This is a genomic window from Butyrivibrio sp. NATIVEDY162 (assembly GCF_045999815.1).
Lineage (GTDB): Bacteria > Bacillota > Clostridia > Lachnospirales > Lachnospiraceae > Butyrivibrio.
The window spans coordinates 37472-56878 of record NZ_CP172574.1; the positions used below are offsets into that span (position 1 = coordinate 37472).

The 19407-nt window shown below is 40.6% G+C and carries 16 protein-coding genes; 4 read left to right on the top strand and 12 right to left on the bottom strand.

Features of this window, described 5'->3' with window-relative positions; all coding sequences use genetic code 11:
• Positions 1–30 precede the first annotated feature (30 nt).
• Complete coding sequence (locus tag ACHCNF_RS16260; protein WP_408072505.1) at positions 31–612, bottom strand: NAD(P)H-dependent oxidoreductase; 582 nt, start codon at positions 610–612, stop codon at positions 31–33.
• Between the two features lie 199 nt (positions 613–811).
• Here ACHCNF_RS16260 and ACHCNF_RS16265 point away from each other — a divergent pair, with 199 nt between their 5' ends.
• Complete coding sequence (locus ACHCNF_RS16265) at positions 812–1837, top strand: fibronectin type III domain-containing protein (RefSeq protein ID WP_408072506.1); 1026 nt, start codon at positions 812–814, stop codon at positions 1835–1837.
• A 227-nt stretch (positions 1838–2064) separates the two neighbouring features.
• On the opposite strand, the gene ACHCNF_RS16270 is transcribed toward ACHCNF_RS16265, so the two are convergent.
• The 5 genes from ACHCNF_RS16270 to ACHCNF_RS16290 form a co-directional block, all read right to left on the bottom strand.
• Complete coding sequence (locus ACHCNF_RS16270) at positions 2065–3375, bottom strand: hypothetical protein (RefSeq protein ID WP_408072507.1); 1311 nt, start codon at positions 3373–3375, stop codon at positions 2065–2067.
• 76 nt (positions 3376–3451) lie between these two features.
• Positions 3452–3625 (bottom strand): hypothetical protein, encoded by a 174-nt coding sequence (locus ACHCNF_RS16275; RefSeq protein WP_408072508.1) that lies wholly within the window; start codon positions 3623–3625, stop codon positions 3452–3454.
• Positions 3626–3631: 6 nt separating this feature from the next.
• Positions 3632–5308, bottom strand: a complete 1677-nt coding sequence (locus tag ACHCNF_RS16280; RefSeq protein WP_408072509.1) for a substrate-binding and vWA domain-containing protein — start codon at positions 5306–5308, stop codon at positions 3632–3634.
• Positions 5308–6111 carry a hypothetical protein gene (locus ACHCNF_RS16285; RefSeq protein ID WP_408072510.1) on the bottom strand — a complete coding sequence of 268 codons (804 nt, stop codon included), beginning with the start codon at positions 6109–6111 and terminating at the stop codon, positions 5308–5310. The genes ACHCNF_RS16280 and ACHCNF_RS16285 overlap by 1 nt, the downstream gene beginning before the upstream one ends.
• A gap of 2 nt (positions 6112–6113) precedes the next feature.
• On the bottom strand, positions 6114–6521 hold the full coding sequence (locus tag ACHCNF_RS16290) for a hypothetical protein (protein WP_408072511.1): 408 nt from the start codon (positions 6519–6521) through the stop codon (positions 6114–6116).
• 403 nt (positions 6522–6924) lie between these two features.
• On the opposite strand from ACHCNF_RS16290, the gene ACHCNF_RS16295 reads away from it, so the two are divergent.
• Positions 6925–7494 (top strand): GGDEF domain-containing protein, encoded by a 570-nt coding sequence (locus ACHCNF_RS16295; RefSeq protein ID WP_408072513.1) that lies wholly within the window; start codon positions 6925–6927, stop codon positions 7492–7494.
• A 22-nt stretch (positions 7495–7516) separates the two neighbouring features.
• Here the strand turns inward: ACHCNF_RS16295 and ACHCNF_RS16300 are convergent, their stop codons facing one another.
• The 5 genes from ACHCNF_RS16300 to ACHCNF_RS16320 form a co-directional block, all read right to left on the bottom strand.
• On the bottom strand, positions 7517–8530 hold the full coding sequence (locus tag ACHCNF_RS16300; protein WP_408072514.1) for an HD-GYP domain-containing protein: 1014 nt from the start codon (positions 8528–8530) through the stop codon (positions 7517–7519).
• Positions 8531–8613: 83 nt separating this feature from the next.
• Positions 8614–9930 carry an ABC transporter substrate-binding protein gene (locus ACHCNF_RS16305; RefSeq protein ID WP_408072515.1) on the bottom strand — a complete coding sequence of 439 codons (1317 nt, stop codon included), beginning with the start codon at positions 9928–9930 and terminating at the stop codon, positions 8614–8616.
• Between the two features lie 13 nt (positions 9931–9943).
• Entirely contained in the window at positions 9944–12766 is a 2823-nt protein-coding gene (locus ACHCNF_RS16310; RefSeq protein ID WP_408072516.1) for an ATP-binding protein, read from the bottom strand.
• Positions 12767–13089: 323 nt separating this feature from the next.
• Entirely contained in the window at positions 13090–13986 is an 897-nt protein-coding gene (locus tag ACHCNF_RS16315; RefSeq protein WP_408072517.1) for an alpha/beta hydrolase, read from the bottom strand.
• Positions 13987–14030: 44 nt separating this feature from the next.
• A complete protein-coding gene (locus ACHCNF_RS16320; protein ID WP_408072518.1) occupies positions 14031–15410 on the bottom strand; it encodes an MFS transporter in 1380 nt (459 codons plus the stop codon).
• Positions 15411–15593: 183 nt separating this feature from the next.
• On the opposite strand from ACHCNF_RS16320, the gene ACHCNF_RS16325 reads away from it, so the two are divergent.
• Positions 15594–16508, top strand: coding sequence for a helix-turn-helix domain-containing protein (locus ACHCNF_RS16325; protein ID WP_408072519.1), 915 nt, complete (start codon positions 15594–15596; stop codon positions 16506–16508).
• Here ACHCNF_RS16325 and ACHCNF_RS16330 read toward each other — a convergent pair.
• Positions 16489–17856 carry a sodium-dependent transporter gene (locus tag ACHCNF_RS16330; RefSeq protein ID WP_408072520.1) on the bottom strand — a complete coding sequence of 456 codons (1368 nt, stop codon included), beginning with the start codon at positions 17854–17856 and terminating at the stop codon, positions 16489–16491. The genes ACHCNF_RS16325 and ACHCNF_RS16330 overlap by 20 nt on opposite strands.
• Before the next feature lie 233 nt (positions 17857–18089).
• On the opposite strand from ACHCNF_RS16330, the gene ACHCNF_RS16335 reads away from it, so the two are divergent.
• Positions 18090–19397, top strand: a complete 1308-nt coding sequence (locus ACHCNF_RS16335) for an ABC transporter substrate-binding protein (RefSeq protein WP_408072521.1) — start codon at positions 18090–18092, stop codon at positions 19395–19397.
• Positions 19398–19407: the final 10 nt, after the last annotated feature.

The window sequence follows — 19407 nt, forward strand, 5'->3', positions numbered from 1 at the left end:
CTTCTTCGGCTGAAGCTCCTTTACGTGACATTAACCTGATATTTTATCTATACACTCGTTAACAATGCCCTCGATATCGGCCCCTGCTACATCAAGTCCAACTGCCTGAATCTTCTCACAGTCCGAAATGCCATAGAAATTCCGGGCAAGAGCCTTGATGTATCCATATCCAAACTCTTCAGGAACAAAGCCTCCTCCTGCTGTTGTAACATAATAAAGCTTATTAGCATTACAAAGAGCCTTGGGATATCCTTCTTCTGTATATTCAAAGGTTATGCCCATAACATTGATGTGCTCTATATACTGTTTAAGCATAGCCGGGAATGATAAGTCATAGTAAGGAGCTGCTATCACAATTGTATCTGCCTTTGCAAAGTTCTTTGCAAGGCTGAAATACTCATCTGAGAAGTCGCGCTTTGCAATGCAATCGTCTCTGTATGCCAGGAATTTCTCATCTGTTTTAGGAAAAGAGACATCCTCAAGCTTTACTTCCAGAATTTCTTCTATCTTATTTTCTTCAGATGCTTTTTTACCAAGCTTTTCTATAAGCTTATCAGCAATTCTTTTGGTTCTTGAATTCTTCTTTACACAGGCATTTACAAATAGAATCATTGTATACCTCCTACATTTGCGTGACTAAACCTGCTTCTTCTATTACATTATATCAAGAATTTGCTACCTATTAATATTATAAAATTTCTATTAATTTCCCCTTGACTATAGCTTTCTTATAAGCTTAAATAAATAGCGTACTATAAATGGGAAAACATTTTTTTAAGTTTTCTACGCTATTTTTGGAGGAAAAAGGGGAATGAACAAACAACTCAAAACCTTGTCACGTTTAGTATTATACGTGGCTGCATTTTTACTTGTGTTCGGGCTTAATGCAAGCTCTGCTAAGGCATATGGTGTAAGGCAGACAGCTCAGACACAGAATTCAGTAACTATTTCATGGGATAAAGTTACACCTTTAAGGAACTGCCAGATTACATCTTTATATCTTGGTTATTCAGAAGATTATGAGACAGCTAGTAATAACGCAAAGGCAAAACAGATTAAACTTCCGGTAGGCGCAACAAGCTATACATTTAACGGACTTAAGCCTGGAACAGAATATGAAGTAAAAGTATATTATGATGAAGCCGGTAAAAATTATAAAGGTCAGAATGTAGCATACACTCATAGTGTTGGCTCTATTACTATTAAAACCACTCCTGGTCAGGTAACAGGTCTTAACCAGCTTCGTTGGTACCGTTACATCGAAACCGTTGATATTGGTTGGAATATCCAGACTGCTGCTGACGGTTACGAATACTTGTTCCAGACACACAAGGGCAAGACAATTGATTCAGGAGTAACACCATCCGCAAGTTTCTCAGAGAAAATCAAAAACTATGTTGTTTATAAAGCACAGGTTCGTGCTTACTCAACCATCAATGGTGTTAAATACTATGGTGACTGGAGCCCCACAGGATTCTTCTTTACACAGCCCTCAAAGGGTAATACAGATTCTGTAGTTAATGCTAAGGTCAGTGGTTCCAAGCTCAAGGTTTCATGGAAGAAGATGGATGGCGTTACAGGCTACAATGTATTTGTATCTAATAAAGCTCATTCCGGCTATAAGAAGGTTAAGAGCGTAAAGGCAAACAAAGGCTCTGTAACAGTCAGCAAGTATGGTAAGAAGAAGTTCAAAAAGAACAAGACATATTATGTATATGTTCAGGCTTACAAGACAGTAAATGGCCATACCTTCACATCAGGTGTAAACTACATCACAGTTCTTAAGAAAGGCCATATCTCTTCTATCTATTCTGATTCAAACGGCCAGTATGAATAAAGAAAATAGAATCTTAGATAAAATCTAGTATAAAAATGCACGATAAAAAGCAGCCCTATATCCATGTGATAAAGGGCTGCTTTTAACTTATATAAAACGCATTTTCCGCGTAAAAAAAGACTATTTTTGAAGGTAAATTTTTTACCTTTTGAGAGATGATAAGCATTTGCTACCTGATCGACCTCAGCTATACCAAACTCATGACAAGACATTCAGGTAGCAAGCCACTAACTCTGTCCTCCGGAGCCCCCAGGGCTGCTAAAAGGAACCAGCACGCCCCATTCAAACTCCTTCACTTCTTCACTGCCAAAGGCCTGAGCCTCGTCAAACTCAAATTCCGGAATTGCATTCGCATCTCCTACCTGGTCGGAATTCTCTTGAGCTTTCTGCTTTTTCAGCTCCACAACGTACTCTATAGTGTATTCAAAATCCTTCGCCAGGTACATAACTCCTGCAAGGCTCACAACGTCCTCACTCTCATAGGCGTTACGCGCATTTTCCTCGATTTTCCCTATCACAAGGTCTCTTGGATACTTCTTGAGAAGCTCTATAGCATAGGTGAAATAAGCTTCATCCACATCCCTGAGGCACATGAAAAGAAAATCTATCCCCTGCGCATTCTCCGGATATCCAAGCTCCTTCAAAATCTCAATCCCGTTACAAACGCTGAATTCGTTTTGGTAATCATTAAATTCAAGATAACGGGAAAGCGAAACTCTGCCACTTTTCACACTCTCAGCAATCTCCTGAATGCTGCTATCAGAAAGCACCACCTCATGGGCCAACGCATTTATCCCGCTCTCCATGTCCTGTCTGCAGACATTGCCGTTATCGTCTGTAATCCAAAAGTCATTTTTCTCGTTAGCTATGGCCTTCTCCCACTGATAACGAAGCTTTCCGAAGTCCTCTCTGTCAATGTTCAGGCCATATGTGCGCCTCACATCGAAATAGCTGTCATCCGCGATTTTCGGCAGGCTCGTGTAATATATGCCCCTATCCTTGAAAAATGCATCAAGATCCCTGTCCATCCGCGTCGATCCCACTTTAAAAGGGAGCTTCACAGTCGCTCCGTCTATTGCAAGAAGCTCATTTTTCCTGGCATCATATCCGCAAATCAGGTCAAGCGGCAGATAGCCTCCGAGGATACAAATCCACTTCTGATCCTCACTGACTGATATGCTTTTCAGTATTTTCCCATCTCTTGTCTCGTAGGGCGAAAACTTTGAAGCTTCAATGATCGACATTACCTTCTCTTCGATCATTTCATTTTCAAAGTGCGGAAGAACTCCATATTTCTTCTTTTTAGGCTTTTTCTTTTTCCTGATTCCCAAAGACGGCCCCATCATTTTCAATGCAGTAGCACAAAATTTGACTGCCAGGGCTAACATGACCAACAGGCCGATAATGCCTTCGACAACACTCTCTTTCCATAGCATATCTATGCCATCGAATATAATATTGGAGAAGGCTATTATAACTACCATAAACCATATAAATACATAAAATCCTCTGCCATCTCCGGATGAATTATTTCTCATTAAAAACTACTCCCAAACTTTTTCCTTTATAAATCTTATTACTCTTATTTAATCTTATAAATCTTATTACTAAAAACTACTTGCCGGCGCCGTTAGGGCCGATATAACCAACAAGTTCTCCTTTATCAACAGAAAAAGAAACGCCTTTAAGGGCTTGCACGATTTCCTTTTCCCTTAAAAGCTTTCCTTTCTCATGTTTCTTTTTTACTATGAAATCTTTCTTTAAGTTACTGACTTCAATATAGCTCATACTTTTTTATAGATTTACATTAAACAGATTTCTAAGCTGGTTAACAACATCATCACTGTTTGCCTTTATCTGTGCTGCTTCATTGATATTGGACAGTTTTTCAAGATCTCCCACTTCGTTGAAGTTGTAAGCGATTGTGTAGACCGGAATCTTAAGTCCGCCCACAACACCTGTGATACGATCAAGTGAATACCCTGAATTCTGCTCACCGTCTGTAAGAACAAAAAGCATCAGCTTTGCATCCGGAACATTTTCGGCATAATCTTCAAGCATCTGCATACCGGTGAGTACAGCGTCATATGTCGAAGTTCCGCCGCCTGCTGAGAGGTTCTTAACTTCACCTGAGAAGTATGCTCTCTGTGTAGGATCGAACTGTGCGATGGGAAGATTAACAGTAACTCCGCTTGAGTAACTTACAAGTCCGATATAGTGATCTGAACTGATATAAGTTGATGAGCTGATAAGTGAAGACTTAAGGGAATTGAGCGGCTCGCCATCCATAGATCCCGATACATCTGCCACGAAAACAGCAACGATAGGCTTACCGCCATTCTTATTCTGCTTCCAAACCTTCTGAGCTGCAATGTAGTCAGCACCTGTCATTCCTGTATCCTGAGAAACATAGTCATCATCCTGGTTGAAGCCCTTGTCTGTCGCGAGTTTCTGCATGTCACCTGATAAGCAGAAATCCACGAACTGCTGCGCACCTTCCCTATAGCCTGCATCAGAGTTCCAATCAAAGAAATAAGCAGGATGGTCATGGCGAAGTCCAACCGGTGTGTAAACATACTTCTTAAGCTCAGGAGTATTAACATATGCCTGCTTCTCCATTATCATTGCATTGATGATGCCCTTTGCCGCCTGGTTTCTAAGAACACCTGTGGTATAAGCAACCGGTGGTGAAGTCTTCTGGTAGTCTAAAAGTGCATTTGTTGCATTATCCGATAACGGGTTTGATTCATCAAATGCATAAAGCATGGATGAAAGGATATTAAGCCCCGTCGCTGATGTGTAAGGGTTTGTGTATGCAAACTTAAGCTCACCTGCATTAGCTGCCTCAAGAACACCCTTAACTGTTACATCACCGTGCGCCTCGGAAAACTTGTCATAGATGTCCTTCTGCATAAGAATTCCTGCAGTATTTCCGGCAAGTCTGTCTGTAAGCTTCTCGGGTTTAAACCCGTTTGCCTCTACCATTTTTCCGAGAGCTTCGTTAGAAGGAACATAGATGTCAGGCTTGTATCCGCCGTTTGCCATGTATGTTACAACTTCTCCTGATGAAATCTTGCGGACGGTTACTGATACGCTTCTTCCGTCAGCCGTTGCGCCAGATTTATTGAACTTCTCTGCAACCTCATTAAGCCAGTTGTCCGGAGTACTTCCGGAAAACTCTGAAGGTGCTGCTATCTCGAGATTGATCTGTCCGCTTCCCTGAACCGTGATGGGAAATGTATCGATATCTGCAAGAGTGTCAGCCTCAGAAACCTCCTCTGAATAAATATCCAGAATAGGATTGTCATTTGTTTGGACATCCACCTTTGTCATCAAAGATTGCAGTTCTTTCTTGGCCTCTTCTTCTGAAAGGGCGCTGATCGAAGCGTCATTTCTTACGCTGCTGCAACCTGAAAGTGTTGATGCCACCATGGCTGCAGCTAAAATTGTTGATAATAACTTTTTCCTCATTAATATATTCCTCCCTCTTCCATTTGAGAAGTTAGTGCTTTTTTATAGACTTCAACCTCGCTTATGCCACTGCCGCTGTCGCCCTGTGAATTAAGGAACTCAGTAACTGAGACAATAAACTCCTTTGTTGTCTGTAAAAGACTATTGTTATCCTGCGCGCAATTCTTCGCAGCAAGTTCAACCACATCCATATCATTCTGATTGTTTGGAGTTGAAACTGTCATGATGTTAAGCAGCTTTCTGACATTTCTGCAGATATGCTGCTCAACCTTATCAAGAATTTCCTCAGTATCTCTAAGTGCATCTGCACCATTACTGTCAAGAAGGTTCTTAAGGCGAAGCTGATAATCATCCATCAAAGCCATCGTCTCCTTAACGCCTGCAATTGCCGCACTAAGCTCTGATGCTTCACCCTGATTTATCTGTGAAACTGCAAAAATCCACTTATCACCTTCAGTCATCAGGCTGTTTCTGATCTGAACCGGATCAAGGCTGCCCTTTACTTTGAGGACAGGTCCTTTATTTGAATCGGCTTCCTCAATGGCTTCTTCTTTTTTCAGCGAAAAATATGAGATGCAGGTCATCACCAAAAATATCAGGAACACTGCCGTTCCAAGTATTATCAGAAGCGTTGTAAGCATTGAAACAGTGCTGAAAAGTCTGATTCCCGCATAGACGATAAGCGTATCTCTGCCGGCAGAAACCAATAACTTTAATATTAAGGTAATAACGAAAATTACTGCCCCTACCGTAAGCTTTGAAATATTCTTCTTAAGATTCCCCTGTAATGACTCTTTTTTCATATCTATAACTCCTTAGCTGCATTCTCGAGCTCTCTGCACCTTTTCATTATATCAGCCATAAGCAACTGCTTGTCTGATTCCGCAAGCACCTTAAGCGATGTGCTTATTGTGTCCGTGATTCCGGAAAGCTGCAATGCCATGCTTTCTATTGACAATATCTGCTGTTCAACCACCTGCTTTGACATATTGTCTGTCTCGCCAAGCTGCTGTATAGCCTCGTTCATGTCGCCCTTAAGCGCATCTATTCTTGCGTTTAAGAACTGAAGTCTTGGCATTAATAGCCTTAGCTGCATATCATCGCCATCCTTGCTCCATCCTGATATCTTTTGCAGTATATCCGTAATTGATCCCTGAATTTCCATAATATCACTCGGAAATTGTCTGATCCTTGCTACAAGCTGTCTATCCATATCTGATTTCCTAACCATCGACCTAAGACGGGACCTATTGCTTTAGATTCCTCAAATCAGTCCTATATTATCATAATTGGCATCTTTCTAATTTTATGTTATTTCACATGCATAGGCAATCACAGATTCCTGCTTTTTCTTCAAAAATAACAGCAAAGCTCCAAAAAATGTTTTTTAGTACAAAAACAATCACTTATTTGTTATACTATATCTGTAATTTTTTGCTTCTCTAATCTGTTATAAGGTTCCTGTCTATAGGTGACTGCATGCAAAAGAATATCATTTATGAAAAAAAGGACGAATATCTTCTAAATAATTTTGATCGTGCACTTGAAATATCTTTTCTCATAACTACAGACTCCTTTTAAATGGTAAGCCTACCTTCTTCGAATTAAGAGCAGTAATGTCCAAAGAAAATGATGATCCAAAACTGATCGTCGGATTAATCAATATAGATAATCAGGTCAGAAAAGAAGAAGCATATACAGAAGCGCTTGCTGATGCTGAAAATCTTGCTGCAACAGATGCGCTCACAGGTATAAAAAACAAGCATGCATATTCCGCAGCCGAAGCAGCCTTAAAGAAACAGCTGGATGCAGGCACAGTTACAGAATATGCCATCGTTATGTTTGATCTGAACAATCTGAAATACGTGAATGATACATTCGGTCACAAAACCGGTGATGAATACATTAAGAATGGTTGCAAGATCATATGCGAAACCTTCGCCCATAGCCCGGTATTCAGGATTGGCGGCGATGAGTTTGTTGCCATAACTCAAGGTGACGATTACCGGAAAATAGATTATCTGGTAAATGTATTGGACGCCAAAAATCATGAAAACCGGGTTAAAGGCGCAGTCACCATTGCAGTGGGTTATGCACGCGGAGACAGGCACTCTTCAGTCAGCAGCGTATTTGAGCAGGCTGACAAGAACATGTATAAGCATAAGCAAAAATTCATGCATAGATGATTTGTCTTATTATATGTGCTGTTTACTGTTCATGCAGTGTATAATCGACATCTTCATTTACTATTTCAAGCATTATCGCAGCAAACTGTGGGTCAAACTGGGTTCCTGAGCCTTTCTCAAGCTCAGTTTTGACCACTTCCTGCGGGATAAGTCCCCTGTAGCTCCTATTACTGGTCATGGCATCATAGGCATCTGCAACAGCGATGATCCTTGCCTCTTCAGGGATTTCATCACCCGCAAGACCATCCGGGTAACCTCTGCCGTCATAACGCTCATGGTGCCACCTTGCTCCGATAAAAAGCTTTGGCATCTCCTCAATGTTTTGTAATATCTTGGCTCCCCTTCCGGGATGTGTTTTTATTTTCTCAAATTCTTCATCAGTAAGCTTTCCGGGTTTATTTATCACAGCATCGGGAACACCTATTTTCCCTACGTCGTGGAGAAGCCCCATCATGTATATTTCTTCCTGCCTTTCAAAGGTATATCCGGCTCTTTTTGCTATCTCTCTTGAATACTCCGCCACTCTTCCGGAATGGCCCTTTGTATATGCGTCCTTTGCATCGATTGCATCTGCCAGGGTCTGTACAACATGCAGAGACATTCCTTCTATCTCTTTTGTCTTACGCTCGACTTCCGCATGAAGATCACGCTGTAGCCTTATAAGATCCAGTAGATGCCTTACACGCAGAGTCAGAACCTCCGCAGCAAAGGGTTTTCTTATAAAATCCATAGCTCCTAAAGACAGTCCCGCCGTCTCAGCTGCACAGTCATCATTTGCGGTAAAGAAAATCACCGGGATCTCCTTTACCCCATTCTCAATTTCCCATTCCCTAAGGAGTCTCATGGTCTCAAAACCGTCAAGCTCCGGCATTTTGATGTCCAAAAGCAGCATATCTATTGGATTTTTGGTGACGTAATCAAGTAAAAGCCTGCCGCTTTTCAGACATGTAACCTTAAATCCGGCTTCCGAAAGGACCGTGTTCGCACTCCTTAATATGATAGCATCATCATCTACAACTACTACGCGCTCTTCCATCTAGTATCCTTTCTGTGGGTGTTTCATTATTCCACGAACTGCAGGGCAAATTGTGGGTTTGTCATAACAACTCTAAAGATGCTTTAGTCATCCCACAGGCTTCCATATGCACTTATCGCCTCATCTACAGTCATAGTACCGTTTGCAACCTTGTATGCGGCTGCCCTGAACTCTTTATTAACAGCATCGTTCAATCCTGTTTCCTGATAATTAAAGGCCTTGTCCTCAGGAAAACCCTCGAGAGATGCATAAACCTCATCCAAAGAAAAATCGTTTGTAGGTGTGATTAGTCTTTTAATTACAGCCATATTGCCGAGTTCTTTTTCCCTGGTGAGGAATCTGATGAACTCGTTGGTCATATCCAGATTCTTACTGTTTTTATTTACGCTAAAGAACAGATTGACCGAATCTAGGAAATATCCGCCATCATCGCCAAGAGGTACCACATAGAATTTGTATTTAAACGGATTAGCCAAAAATGCTTCCGACTTACTCTCACGTTTTTGCGTGCCTGAAACCATATCACCACTTCCAAGCATCATCGGCACATCGCCCTCGAAAAAGCGCATGATGACAGCGTTATAATCGTCCTCTATTTCCTTTGAGCAAAGCTCAGGATTCAAATATCCCAAGTCAACAAAATTCTTTAGCTTTTCAAGTGAAGGACGCATCATTTCGCCGGCAGAATTATCCATAGAATTAAGAGGGCCTACCGAATCCGGATTCTTTAAAACATTGTTGCAAAAAAGCGGAAATGAAAATGCATAATACATTCCTGCCACAGTAGTACCGTTCGCTCCCATAATAGGTGTATCGTAGCCGGCCGCCTTTAGCTTATCGCAGGTATCAACAAGTTCCTTGTAATTGCCGGGAATACTAATACCATTCTTTTCAAAAATATCCATATTCACAAGCATTCCATAGGACCTTGTGAAAATTGGAAGCATGTTAACATCACCGTTTTCAAGGCTCCAGCGTGCTCCTTTTCTGATGCAGTCAAAGTCGATATTTAGCTTAGGATCAGAAAGGATCTCCGCATTTTCGAAAACAGGTTTCATTCTATCTTCATCCAGCATCCATGATGCCGTGACATAAATGTCCGGAGCTTCATCACTCATCAGGGCGCTTGTGATGGTGTTATCGTAATCATCGAGGTATACATAATTGAGACTTGCATTTGGATAGTATTCGTAGAACCTCTCAAATTCGCTCTCAAGTGATTCAAAATTGGAGTAGCTCCCAACAACCTTGATCTGACACGAGGTATCTGTGGGGAGTCCGGGCTTAAATTCCGCATCATTATCTTTCTTTGGCTGGCATGCAAAAAGGCCAAATGTCACCGAAATTACAGCTAATGATGCCAATAACTTTTTTAACGATCTCTTAGTTTTGATATTCATGCTTCCTCCTTCATCATCCTTCCATCTCCTTAAGGATTTGTGGAATCTTGTCATAATCAAAATTATCTACCGCATTTTTCAAAGCTTCAAACCGTGACTTTTCATTCTCCGGAAAACTGTATCCTTCAAGAGTCTTCAGTGTATTAATTACACTGTCAAAATCAAACGAATCGCAGAACCTTGCAAGGTCCTCATAGGCCTTCTTCATATCATGTCGGGATATAAGTGGTTTATCCTCCTTTAACTTGTCATCATATTCATCAGCTAAGGGTTCAAGATCCTTTGCGAGCTTTCGGTACATTTTAAGAAGATCGCCAATTTCTTTTTCAAGAGTATCCCTGTCTTCGGCATCTCCTGCCAGCTCTAGTCTTTGCGCAAAATCGCCAAGTTCCATAGCTCCTATCATTCGTGAAGTGCTCTTTAGCGCATGGACTTTTACCGTAGTATTCTTTATATCGCCTGCTTTCCAGTAATTTTCTATTTCATCAGCATTCTTTTTGGCAGCCTCAAGATAGGCATTTAGCGTAAACATATACGTTTCACTGCCACCGCAGTATATCAGGCCAGTATTCACATCAATCTCTTCAAGCCCCCATATGAATGCCGGAATATGATGATCCTCCTCTGCCCCTTCCTCAGAAGCTGTGTTTATCTTATCCTCCGGAAGATATTCAACAAGCATCGCTTCAAGGCTGTCCGGATCGATAGGCTTTGTAATATAATCATCAAAGCCTTCTTTTATATACATTTCGCGCATACCTGATATAGCGTTGGCAGTAAGACATATTACAGGTGTCTTCGCATTTGGAGTATCAGCTATCTCCTTCATCTCCTTAAGCGTCTCAATTCCGTCCTTATCAGGCATCATATGATCAAGGAAAATGACATCATACGATTTTTCTCTAAAAAGTGATATTCCTTCATCTCCACTACCGGCTGCATCAATCTGAACCCTGGTACGTTTTAATAAGTTTTTGAAAACAGAAAGATTGACTGGTGTATCATCAACCACAAGAACCCTTGCTTTTGGAGCAGTAAAGCTCTCGTGATATTTCTTTCTTTCAAGAACGCCGCGTTTGAAGGTCTCCTCATAATTGCCTATAGGAGTATAGTCCTTAACCCCCTGCACAAGCTCAAAGGAAAATCTAGAGCCCTTCCCATATTCGCTCTCTACCTCCATATGGCTTCCCATCATGGCAAGAAAGCTCTGAGCAATACTCATTCCAAGGCCGGTACCTTCAATATTGCGGTTTTTATTTTCTTCAATGCGTTCAAATGCAGTAAACAGGCGCTTCATATCCTCCGGCTTTATACCTATACCGGTATCACTTATGGAGATGATGAGCTTTATGGAATCAGAAGCTTCCTCTATTTTTTCATATCCGACTTTGAAGGTGACAGATCCCTCTTTCGTATATTTAACTGCATTTGAAAGGATATTAGTGATTATCTGCTTGATGCGGATTTCATCTCCGTGCAATACCATTGGAATGTTCCTGTCGACATCCAGAATAAACGCAAGTCCTTTGTCGTCTGCCTTCCCCTGAACCATGTTCACAAGGTCATTCAGCATAGAGACAAAATTATAATCGACAGTTATGATGTCCATCTTTCCTGCTTCTATCTTGGAAAAATCAAGAATGTCATTGATTATGCCAAGAAGAGTTTTCCCCGCAGTCCTGATACTCTCCGAATATGCCACGATTTCCTCCTCGCGGCTGTTTCTGAGTACCATCTCGTTCAATCCCAGAATTGCATTCATGGGAGTACGGATATCATGTGACATGGTAGACAAAAAGTGCGACTTTGCCTCATTTGCCTGATTGGCAGCTTCAGCAGCCTCCGCCAGTTTTTTGTTGTAAAGCTTAAGCACCAGATAATTAAAGCCAAGGAGTATCATAAGCCCCATAGTCACCATTCCCAAAAGAAGCCAGTCCACTACCGAATTGGCGGCCTCAAGCTCCACAGCAGGAATATATGACAGTAAAAACCACGTATTCATTGAAGTCAAAGGAGTATAAGATATTACACATTCCTCTCCTTTTGAGTTCATCACCCTCATTGTTCCGGACTGTGTTGTGACCTTGTCTATCATATTGTTATAGTCTGCAATATCTGCTTTGTTATAGGATTTATAGAATTCAAAAAAATTGGAATTTTTCAGTGATCTGCCGTGAACCAGATAATCTCCATCTTTATTTATGAGGGAAATCTCCACATTTTCATACTCACCTTTCAAAAAGACGAATTTATCCTCAAGAACACTTACCGGTTCGACACGCATCAAAAGCGCCTCTTTCGTCTCACCTGTGGTTTCATCGAGGATAATTACATAATTCATAAATGCAATTGACTGCACTCCGTTTTGAGGATTGGTGTATGCTCTTGTAAGTCTTACTACACCATCCTCTCTGCTTATCTTATCAATCTTGTCAAAGAGGTTGATTTTGCGGTATGAAACAGAATAATCGTCAGGATCCTTGGACGCAGCATGAGTAGAGATGCCGCTTTTTGCAGGATCGTCCGGAAGTATAAGATGCCCATAAATAGTAGGATAAAGCTTGGCCTTTCTTATAAAAGCAATTGCCTCATCCATCGTCATGGGTTCCCCCGCCTGCGCGCAGCGATTAATATAATTTGCCCAAATATCGCAAAGGTGCTGCTCATCCTCTAGGTAATTCGTGATGATCTGCTCAGCTGTAACCGTCATTTTCTCAAAAGCAGCAATAACGCTCTCGTTTCTCTCACGCATTTTGGTATTGGCATATTGAATTATGAAGAAGAGTATCAACATCATTATTATAAGATCTATAACAATGATCAGCCTTTTTTTCACGCTCTCACCTCACAGTCCGAAATTATTTACCATATTCTCCATTTCTTTCATCATCCCGTTCTAATATATATTGCCCGGTTTTATCTTTACTGTTCTTAATGCCATAGCTTTCTCCATGATTACAGTCCATATTTATTTACCATTAAATTATCTAATAAATATAAATTCAAAACAATAAAATAGGGAATATTTATAGTTTTTTCATATTTCTTTTGAATAGAAAAAATACCAAGTGTTTTTTAGGAAGTTATGCAAAAAGAGCCCCAAAACATCGCTGTTTCAGGACTCTTGTCTTTTATACCATATACTGTAAATCGTTCGTTTTATATCAGATTTTTAAAGAACTCCACCTCATCGTCATTACACTGCGCTGCCTCTGAAAGCTTCATATTGCAGTGGAATACATGTCCCAAATCACCATTAGGACTTGTATAATACTTGCAGGTAAACGGCACGGAATTCTTTATCATAACAGCTACCATCTTAGGAAGCTCATCCTTTAAGAAGTCTCCGGTTGCAGACATAAGGAAGGACGGCGGATATGCAGCTGTTATATAGTTTCCTGCGTTCATAACATCTAGATCTTCGTCTGTTACCTTCTTCCCGAAGAGGTCATCCATAAGAGATCCCATATTGTCATCTGTTTCACTTACTGATTTGATTTCAAATGCAGCACAGTTAAATGCTATACCCTTAAACTTAAATTTATCGGATACTGTGAAGTCGAATTTGTCAGCATATTCCTTATTTGTAAGGTAAGCTGCGGTAATACCAATGAGAGTACCGCCTGCAGAATCACCTACACCAAATATATTATTAAGGTCAAATCCGTATTTGTTCTCATTTTCAACGATCCAGTTTGCTACAGCCAGACTGTCCTCAAGACTTGAAGGGAATGTATATTCCGGCGCAAGTCTGTATGAATAGCAAACTACTGCAAATCCTCTCTGGCAGAGAGATGCTGAATAATATTTATATACTTCTTTGTCGCCATATACCCAGCCGCCGCCATGAATAACAACAATCACGGGAAGCTTTTGATCTTCAGGAGCATTTGCCGGTCTGTATACATCGAGCATTTGCCATTCCGGGTGCTCACCTTTGTTGCCATATGCGATGTCACTGTATCTTTTTACATCAGCAGGGATTTTTAGTCCTTCATCCCTGATAGCATCGCCTTTAGCAAAATTAGTTCTAATAAATTCACTAGCTTTTGACATTTTTACACCTCTTTTATTACGAAAAATTCTTAATTCTTTACTTTTTAAACTTCTGCTACTGCTCTCTTGGCTTCAAGATCTCTCTGGATCTGGTCGATATGCTTATCAATATTCATGATAACGCAAAGTGCCAGAACTACAAGTGAAAGGATTGCTCCAAAATAACCGTATCCGAAACGGATAGATGCAAGAGCAGCCTCTGTCTGAACCTCTGCTGTTCCAACATAACCACCGATAGCGATAATCCATGTACAAATAGCAGAACCAAGTCCGATTCCAACCTTCATACCAAAGCTTGTGCAGCTGTTTACAAGACCTTCAGAACGAACGCCTGTCTTCCATTCGCCATAATCAACTACGTCAGCTGTTGTAGCGAAGATACCTGACATGATGGGTCCTGTACCAAATCCCTTAACGATAAGTCCGATAACTACAAGAGGAAGATTTGAACCTGCAGCTCCAATGATCACTGAACCTATAGCCATTATAACAGCGCCTGTGATCATGAGTTTTCTTTTTCCAAATTTTGCTACCAGCCCCGGCATTGCAAGGTTTACGATCATAGCAGGTATTGTTCCTGCAACTGATGTCCATGACAGAAAGGCAATGTTACCAAGTACACTGTTGCAGAAGTAGTATGTCATTGAACCTGTTGCAACTACGTTGATGTACAGGAACATGAACATAAGCGCCTGAATAAAGAAATACTTGTTCTTTAAAAGTGCCGGAAGTGCTTTTGAAAAAGGAACCTGCTCTACTTTAACTGTTCCGTCCTCTTCTGCATCAACATGCTCTCTGACTCCAAGGAAGCACAGAATACACATTGCGCAGGCAATTGCACCATATATAACAGAGATTGATCTCCAGCCTACACTTGCAATAAGGTTAGCTGTAATAACGTTTGTAATAAGTGATGTAACCTGTGTCATTACGAATCTGATAGATGCTGTCTGCGCTCTGTCCTGTACATCAAGTGTCATACGGCTAAGAAGCGCATTATACGGCAGGTTGTTGGCTGTATAAATGATGCAGTTCTGGAATATATAGGTAAGGTAGATGTAAACAAGTTTACCGCTTGCTCCCAGCGATGCCGGAACATTGAATATCATATAGAGTGATATGCCCATAAGCGGTGCTGTCCATAACAGCCAGGGTCTTGCTTTACCATATTTTGTATTGGTCTTATCAACAAGTGCACCCATGATAAGATCTGTTATACCATCAAATACTCTGCACAGAAGCATCATTGTTCCGATGGCTGCAGCAGCGATTCCTACAGTGTCTGTATAATATCCTGTCAAAAAGGATGACGCCAGAGCTACAATTACGTTAGCTCCACAATCTCCTATACCATATGCGAACTTCTCACTGGCTGAGAGACGCCCCTTTTTTCCTTCTTGTTGCTCATAAACTATTGCTTCCATTATGTTTGTAACCTCCAATCTTATATCGGGATCCCACATCCCATTCAACGAATATTAATATATAAAAATATGGCCGGTTACTCTTTACATTCTTTGTCCAAAAAATTACGTTTTCTTGACATTTGATATAAATCATTTATAATGACCAATTATTGCTATTTACCATTTTAAAAAGGATCTAATATGTCAGATTTAAGCACTAAGGACATCTCCTATGAAGTTGTTCATTACCACACAGAGCTGCCCTTCAAGATATTGAATATTCATAAAAAAGACTTATACCCAAATAAAGATTTATCATCTGTCAGTGACGTTCTCGATCACTGGCACAGCGAGCTTGAAATAGTCTATTCTTATTCAGGTGATGGAGAATATTATACAGACGGAATCGCCCATAAACTGCAGGAAGACCAGTTTATCATTGTTAACAGCCAGAGTATCCATAAAGTAATCTCAAACAGAACAACACCTTATGAGAAGTTACCGCCAACACTTACAACTGTGATTCAGATTAGCGACTCTTTTCTTCGTAATTTCATTCCGAACTTTGATGAGCTTTACTTTAAACCCGTTTTTAATCCCGAAGAAAAAAGGCCCTCCGAAATAATGAAGGACCTCGCCCAATATGCTGACGGCAAAGCATTGAACAAGTATGAAAACATGCGCCTTATCGGTCTTGTTCATGAGCTTTTATATTATATCTGTAAGGATGATCTGAGCCTGAAAGATACTGAGATGCCCGAAAAGAGCAGAAAGAATTCAGACATCCTAAGAAAAATCATTTCATATACTGAAGAAAATTATGATGGTGATATAAACGAAATGTCTGTTGCTAACGCCTTCGGTTATTCAGCCAGCTATTTTTCCAGATTTTTCAGATCAAATATGGGCATAACCTATAAAGAATTCCTGACAAGAATGCGCGTCAAAGCTGCCAAAGACAGCCTGACCGGCACTCATAAATCTGTTCTTGAAATTGCTATGGACTGCGGTTTCTCAGACTCGAGAGGCCTTATAAATATGTTCAATAAATATGAAGGCATAACGCCTCTTCAGTACAGGAAAAAATATGCAGAGGTTACCCCTTTAGCCCGTTAATTATTATGATAAAGATCAATACAGGAAGCACTATTCTGTAAAAATATTTAAGTGCGGAAGGCATTTTAATACCCTCACCTGTATTGACTTCTTTAAGATAATTATCAAATCCCCATCCAAACCCGGTTACGCAGAATAACACCATAACCAGTGCTCCTGTCGGGAGAATAAGGTTACTGACAAGATAATCCTCAAAATCAAGTACATTTTTATTTCCAAAAAATGTCATGTTCTTTAGCACATTAAATCCCAATACACATGGAATCGACGAAACCACAAGAAAAATGCAATTAATAATAACAGATGTTGTTCTTTTTATACCAAAGGTATCAACCACACTTATTACTATATTTTCAAATACTGCAGTAACTGTTGAAAAGCTGGCAAATGTCATAAGTATGAAAAACAATGTTCCCCAAAGCCTTCCAAAGGGCATATTAATGAAAATTTCAGGTAATGTAGCAAAAATAAGTGACGGTCCCTGTGCAGGTTCAACTCCGTATGCAAAGCATGCAGGGAAAATTATGATTCCCGACATAATGGCAACTATAGTATCAAGAGCTGCTATAGTTATGCTCTCGCCTGTAAGTCTTTTTTTATTATCCATGTAGCTGCCAAATACTTCTATGGATCCCATTCCGATACTAAGCGTAAAGAAAGCCTGATTCATGGCGGAAGAGATTACCTTTCCAAGTCCCACATTCATTGCTCTCTCCCAATTGGGGAAAAGGAAAAATTTGAGACCTTCCATTGCTCCTTCAAGTCTCAGACTGTTGACTGCAAGCACAGCAAGGAGAGTCAAAAGCCCTATCATCATAAACTTATTTACTTTTTCCAATCCATTTTTAACGCCAAAGCTTAATACCCCAAATCCAAATAAAACCGTAAGAACGGTAAATATTCCCATTTCAAGCGGATCAGCTAAAAGGTTCTCAAACGAAGAAGAAACATCTACCACTGATTCATTATTTATAAACCTTCCCGTTGCGAATCTGGCAAAATAATCCATCATCCAGCCTGAAACTGTAGTGTAATACATCATTAGAATATAGCAGCCTGCAAGACATACCCATCCGTGAATATGCCACTTTTGTCCGGATTTCTCGAGCTTTTTATAGCCCTTGACCATAGTGAGACCGCTTCTTCTCCCCATTGCAAGTTCCATAGTCATCACCGGAATGCCCATAACAACCAAAAACAACAAATAGAATAATACAAAGACTCCTCCGCCGTTCTGACCTGCAACATACGGGAATTTCCAGACATTTCCTATCCCGATTGCACATCCTGCACTAACTAGAATGAATCCAAGTCTGGATCCAAAGCTTTCCCTTTTTCCTTCAATCATAAATCGTAACCTCCCAAATATCGCAAAGGCTTATTATAACATTTATCTCTGCGGGAGGAAACTAAAGGTTTTTCACGATTGATCTGTCTATATACTATGAAAAAGGCCACTAAAAAAATAAATCTAAATTTTTTATTATAAAAAACTAAAAACCGACTTTTAATTATTTCAAAAATGTATACTTTATGTATAGTAATCTAGGCTTTTTCGTATTTTCAGAAAGGAATGACGCCATGAAAAAAGTTTTAAGTATCCCGCTGGTTACAATAATATCGCTTGCATGTATTGTATCCGGCTGTGGACAAAACAAAGAAGTCGTTACAGATAATGCTGAAGCCACTCAAAGCGTCAGCTCTATCTCCCTGCTAAATATAAAAGGTGAGGTAAAAAGCCAGATAGAAGCCCTCGCAAAGCAGTATCAGACTGAGACCGGAATCGAAGTCAAAGTGCTGGGAGTAGAAACCGGCGCAGATGCTCAAGCCACTCTGAAAGGCTATTATCTGGCAGATCAAATGCCTGACATTATTGCATGTGAATCCTCCGGTTTTGGAAACTGGGAGGGACTTCTGGTTGATATGAGCGACCAGGAATGGGTTAAAAGAACAGACGCAGCTTACATTGATCCGGCTTATGGAACTCTGGGCTTCCCATATACCACAGAGGCTATAGGGCTCGCCTATAATGCAGATATATTGGAGAAAGCCGGAGTTGATCCTTCTACTATTACAGGTCCTGAATCCATGAGGGCTGCTTTTGAGACTATAGATTCCCAAAAAGATACGCTTGGTATCACCTCAGTTATAGGATATTGCACGGAACCGGAAAACCTTGGATGGTCTGCAGGAAATCACATAACCGGTGCATATATTGACTCCGGTCTTTCGAGATCAGATACGACTTATATTGACCTCATGTCTGATGGCGGAGGAATTGATGAAACCAGATTCTCTAATTTTGCCCAGATGATAGAACTTTTCAATAAGTATTCTGATCCTGCACTTCTCACAGACGGAGTCTATGATGATCAGGTAATGGGGTTTGCTTCCGGAAAATATGCCTTTATTACACAGGGCTCATGGATAGGCGCTACCCTCACAGGAGATGATGCAGATGCTTATGCCGGCGCTGGCAATTTCAAGGTGGGAATGGTTCCCTACGCTTTCGAAGAAGGAATGGATACTATCCTTACAAGCGCGCCGTCCTGGTGGGCTGTATCCAAAGAAGGTCATGTTGATGCCGCTCTTGCTTTTCTTCAGTGGTGCTCAGAGGACAATGGGCAAAAAATATTAGTTGAGCAGGCTGGATTTGCAAGTCCGTTTACTGACTGTAAATATGTAGCTTCTGATCCGTTTGCACCTGTTATTTCAAGTTATATATCTGCAGGAAAAACCTCCAGCTGGCATTGGATGGAAATGCCTGACGGACTCGGGCAGAAGGGCCTTTCATTTGTTTACAACAAGTTTGCCAAAGGCGAACTTGATACCGACGGATTTATAGAAGAATTTAAAAATGTTGCCGGCGAATGGTATAAAACACATTAAGGAGGCGGAA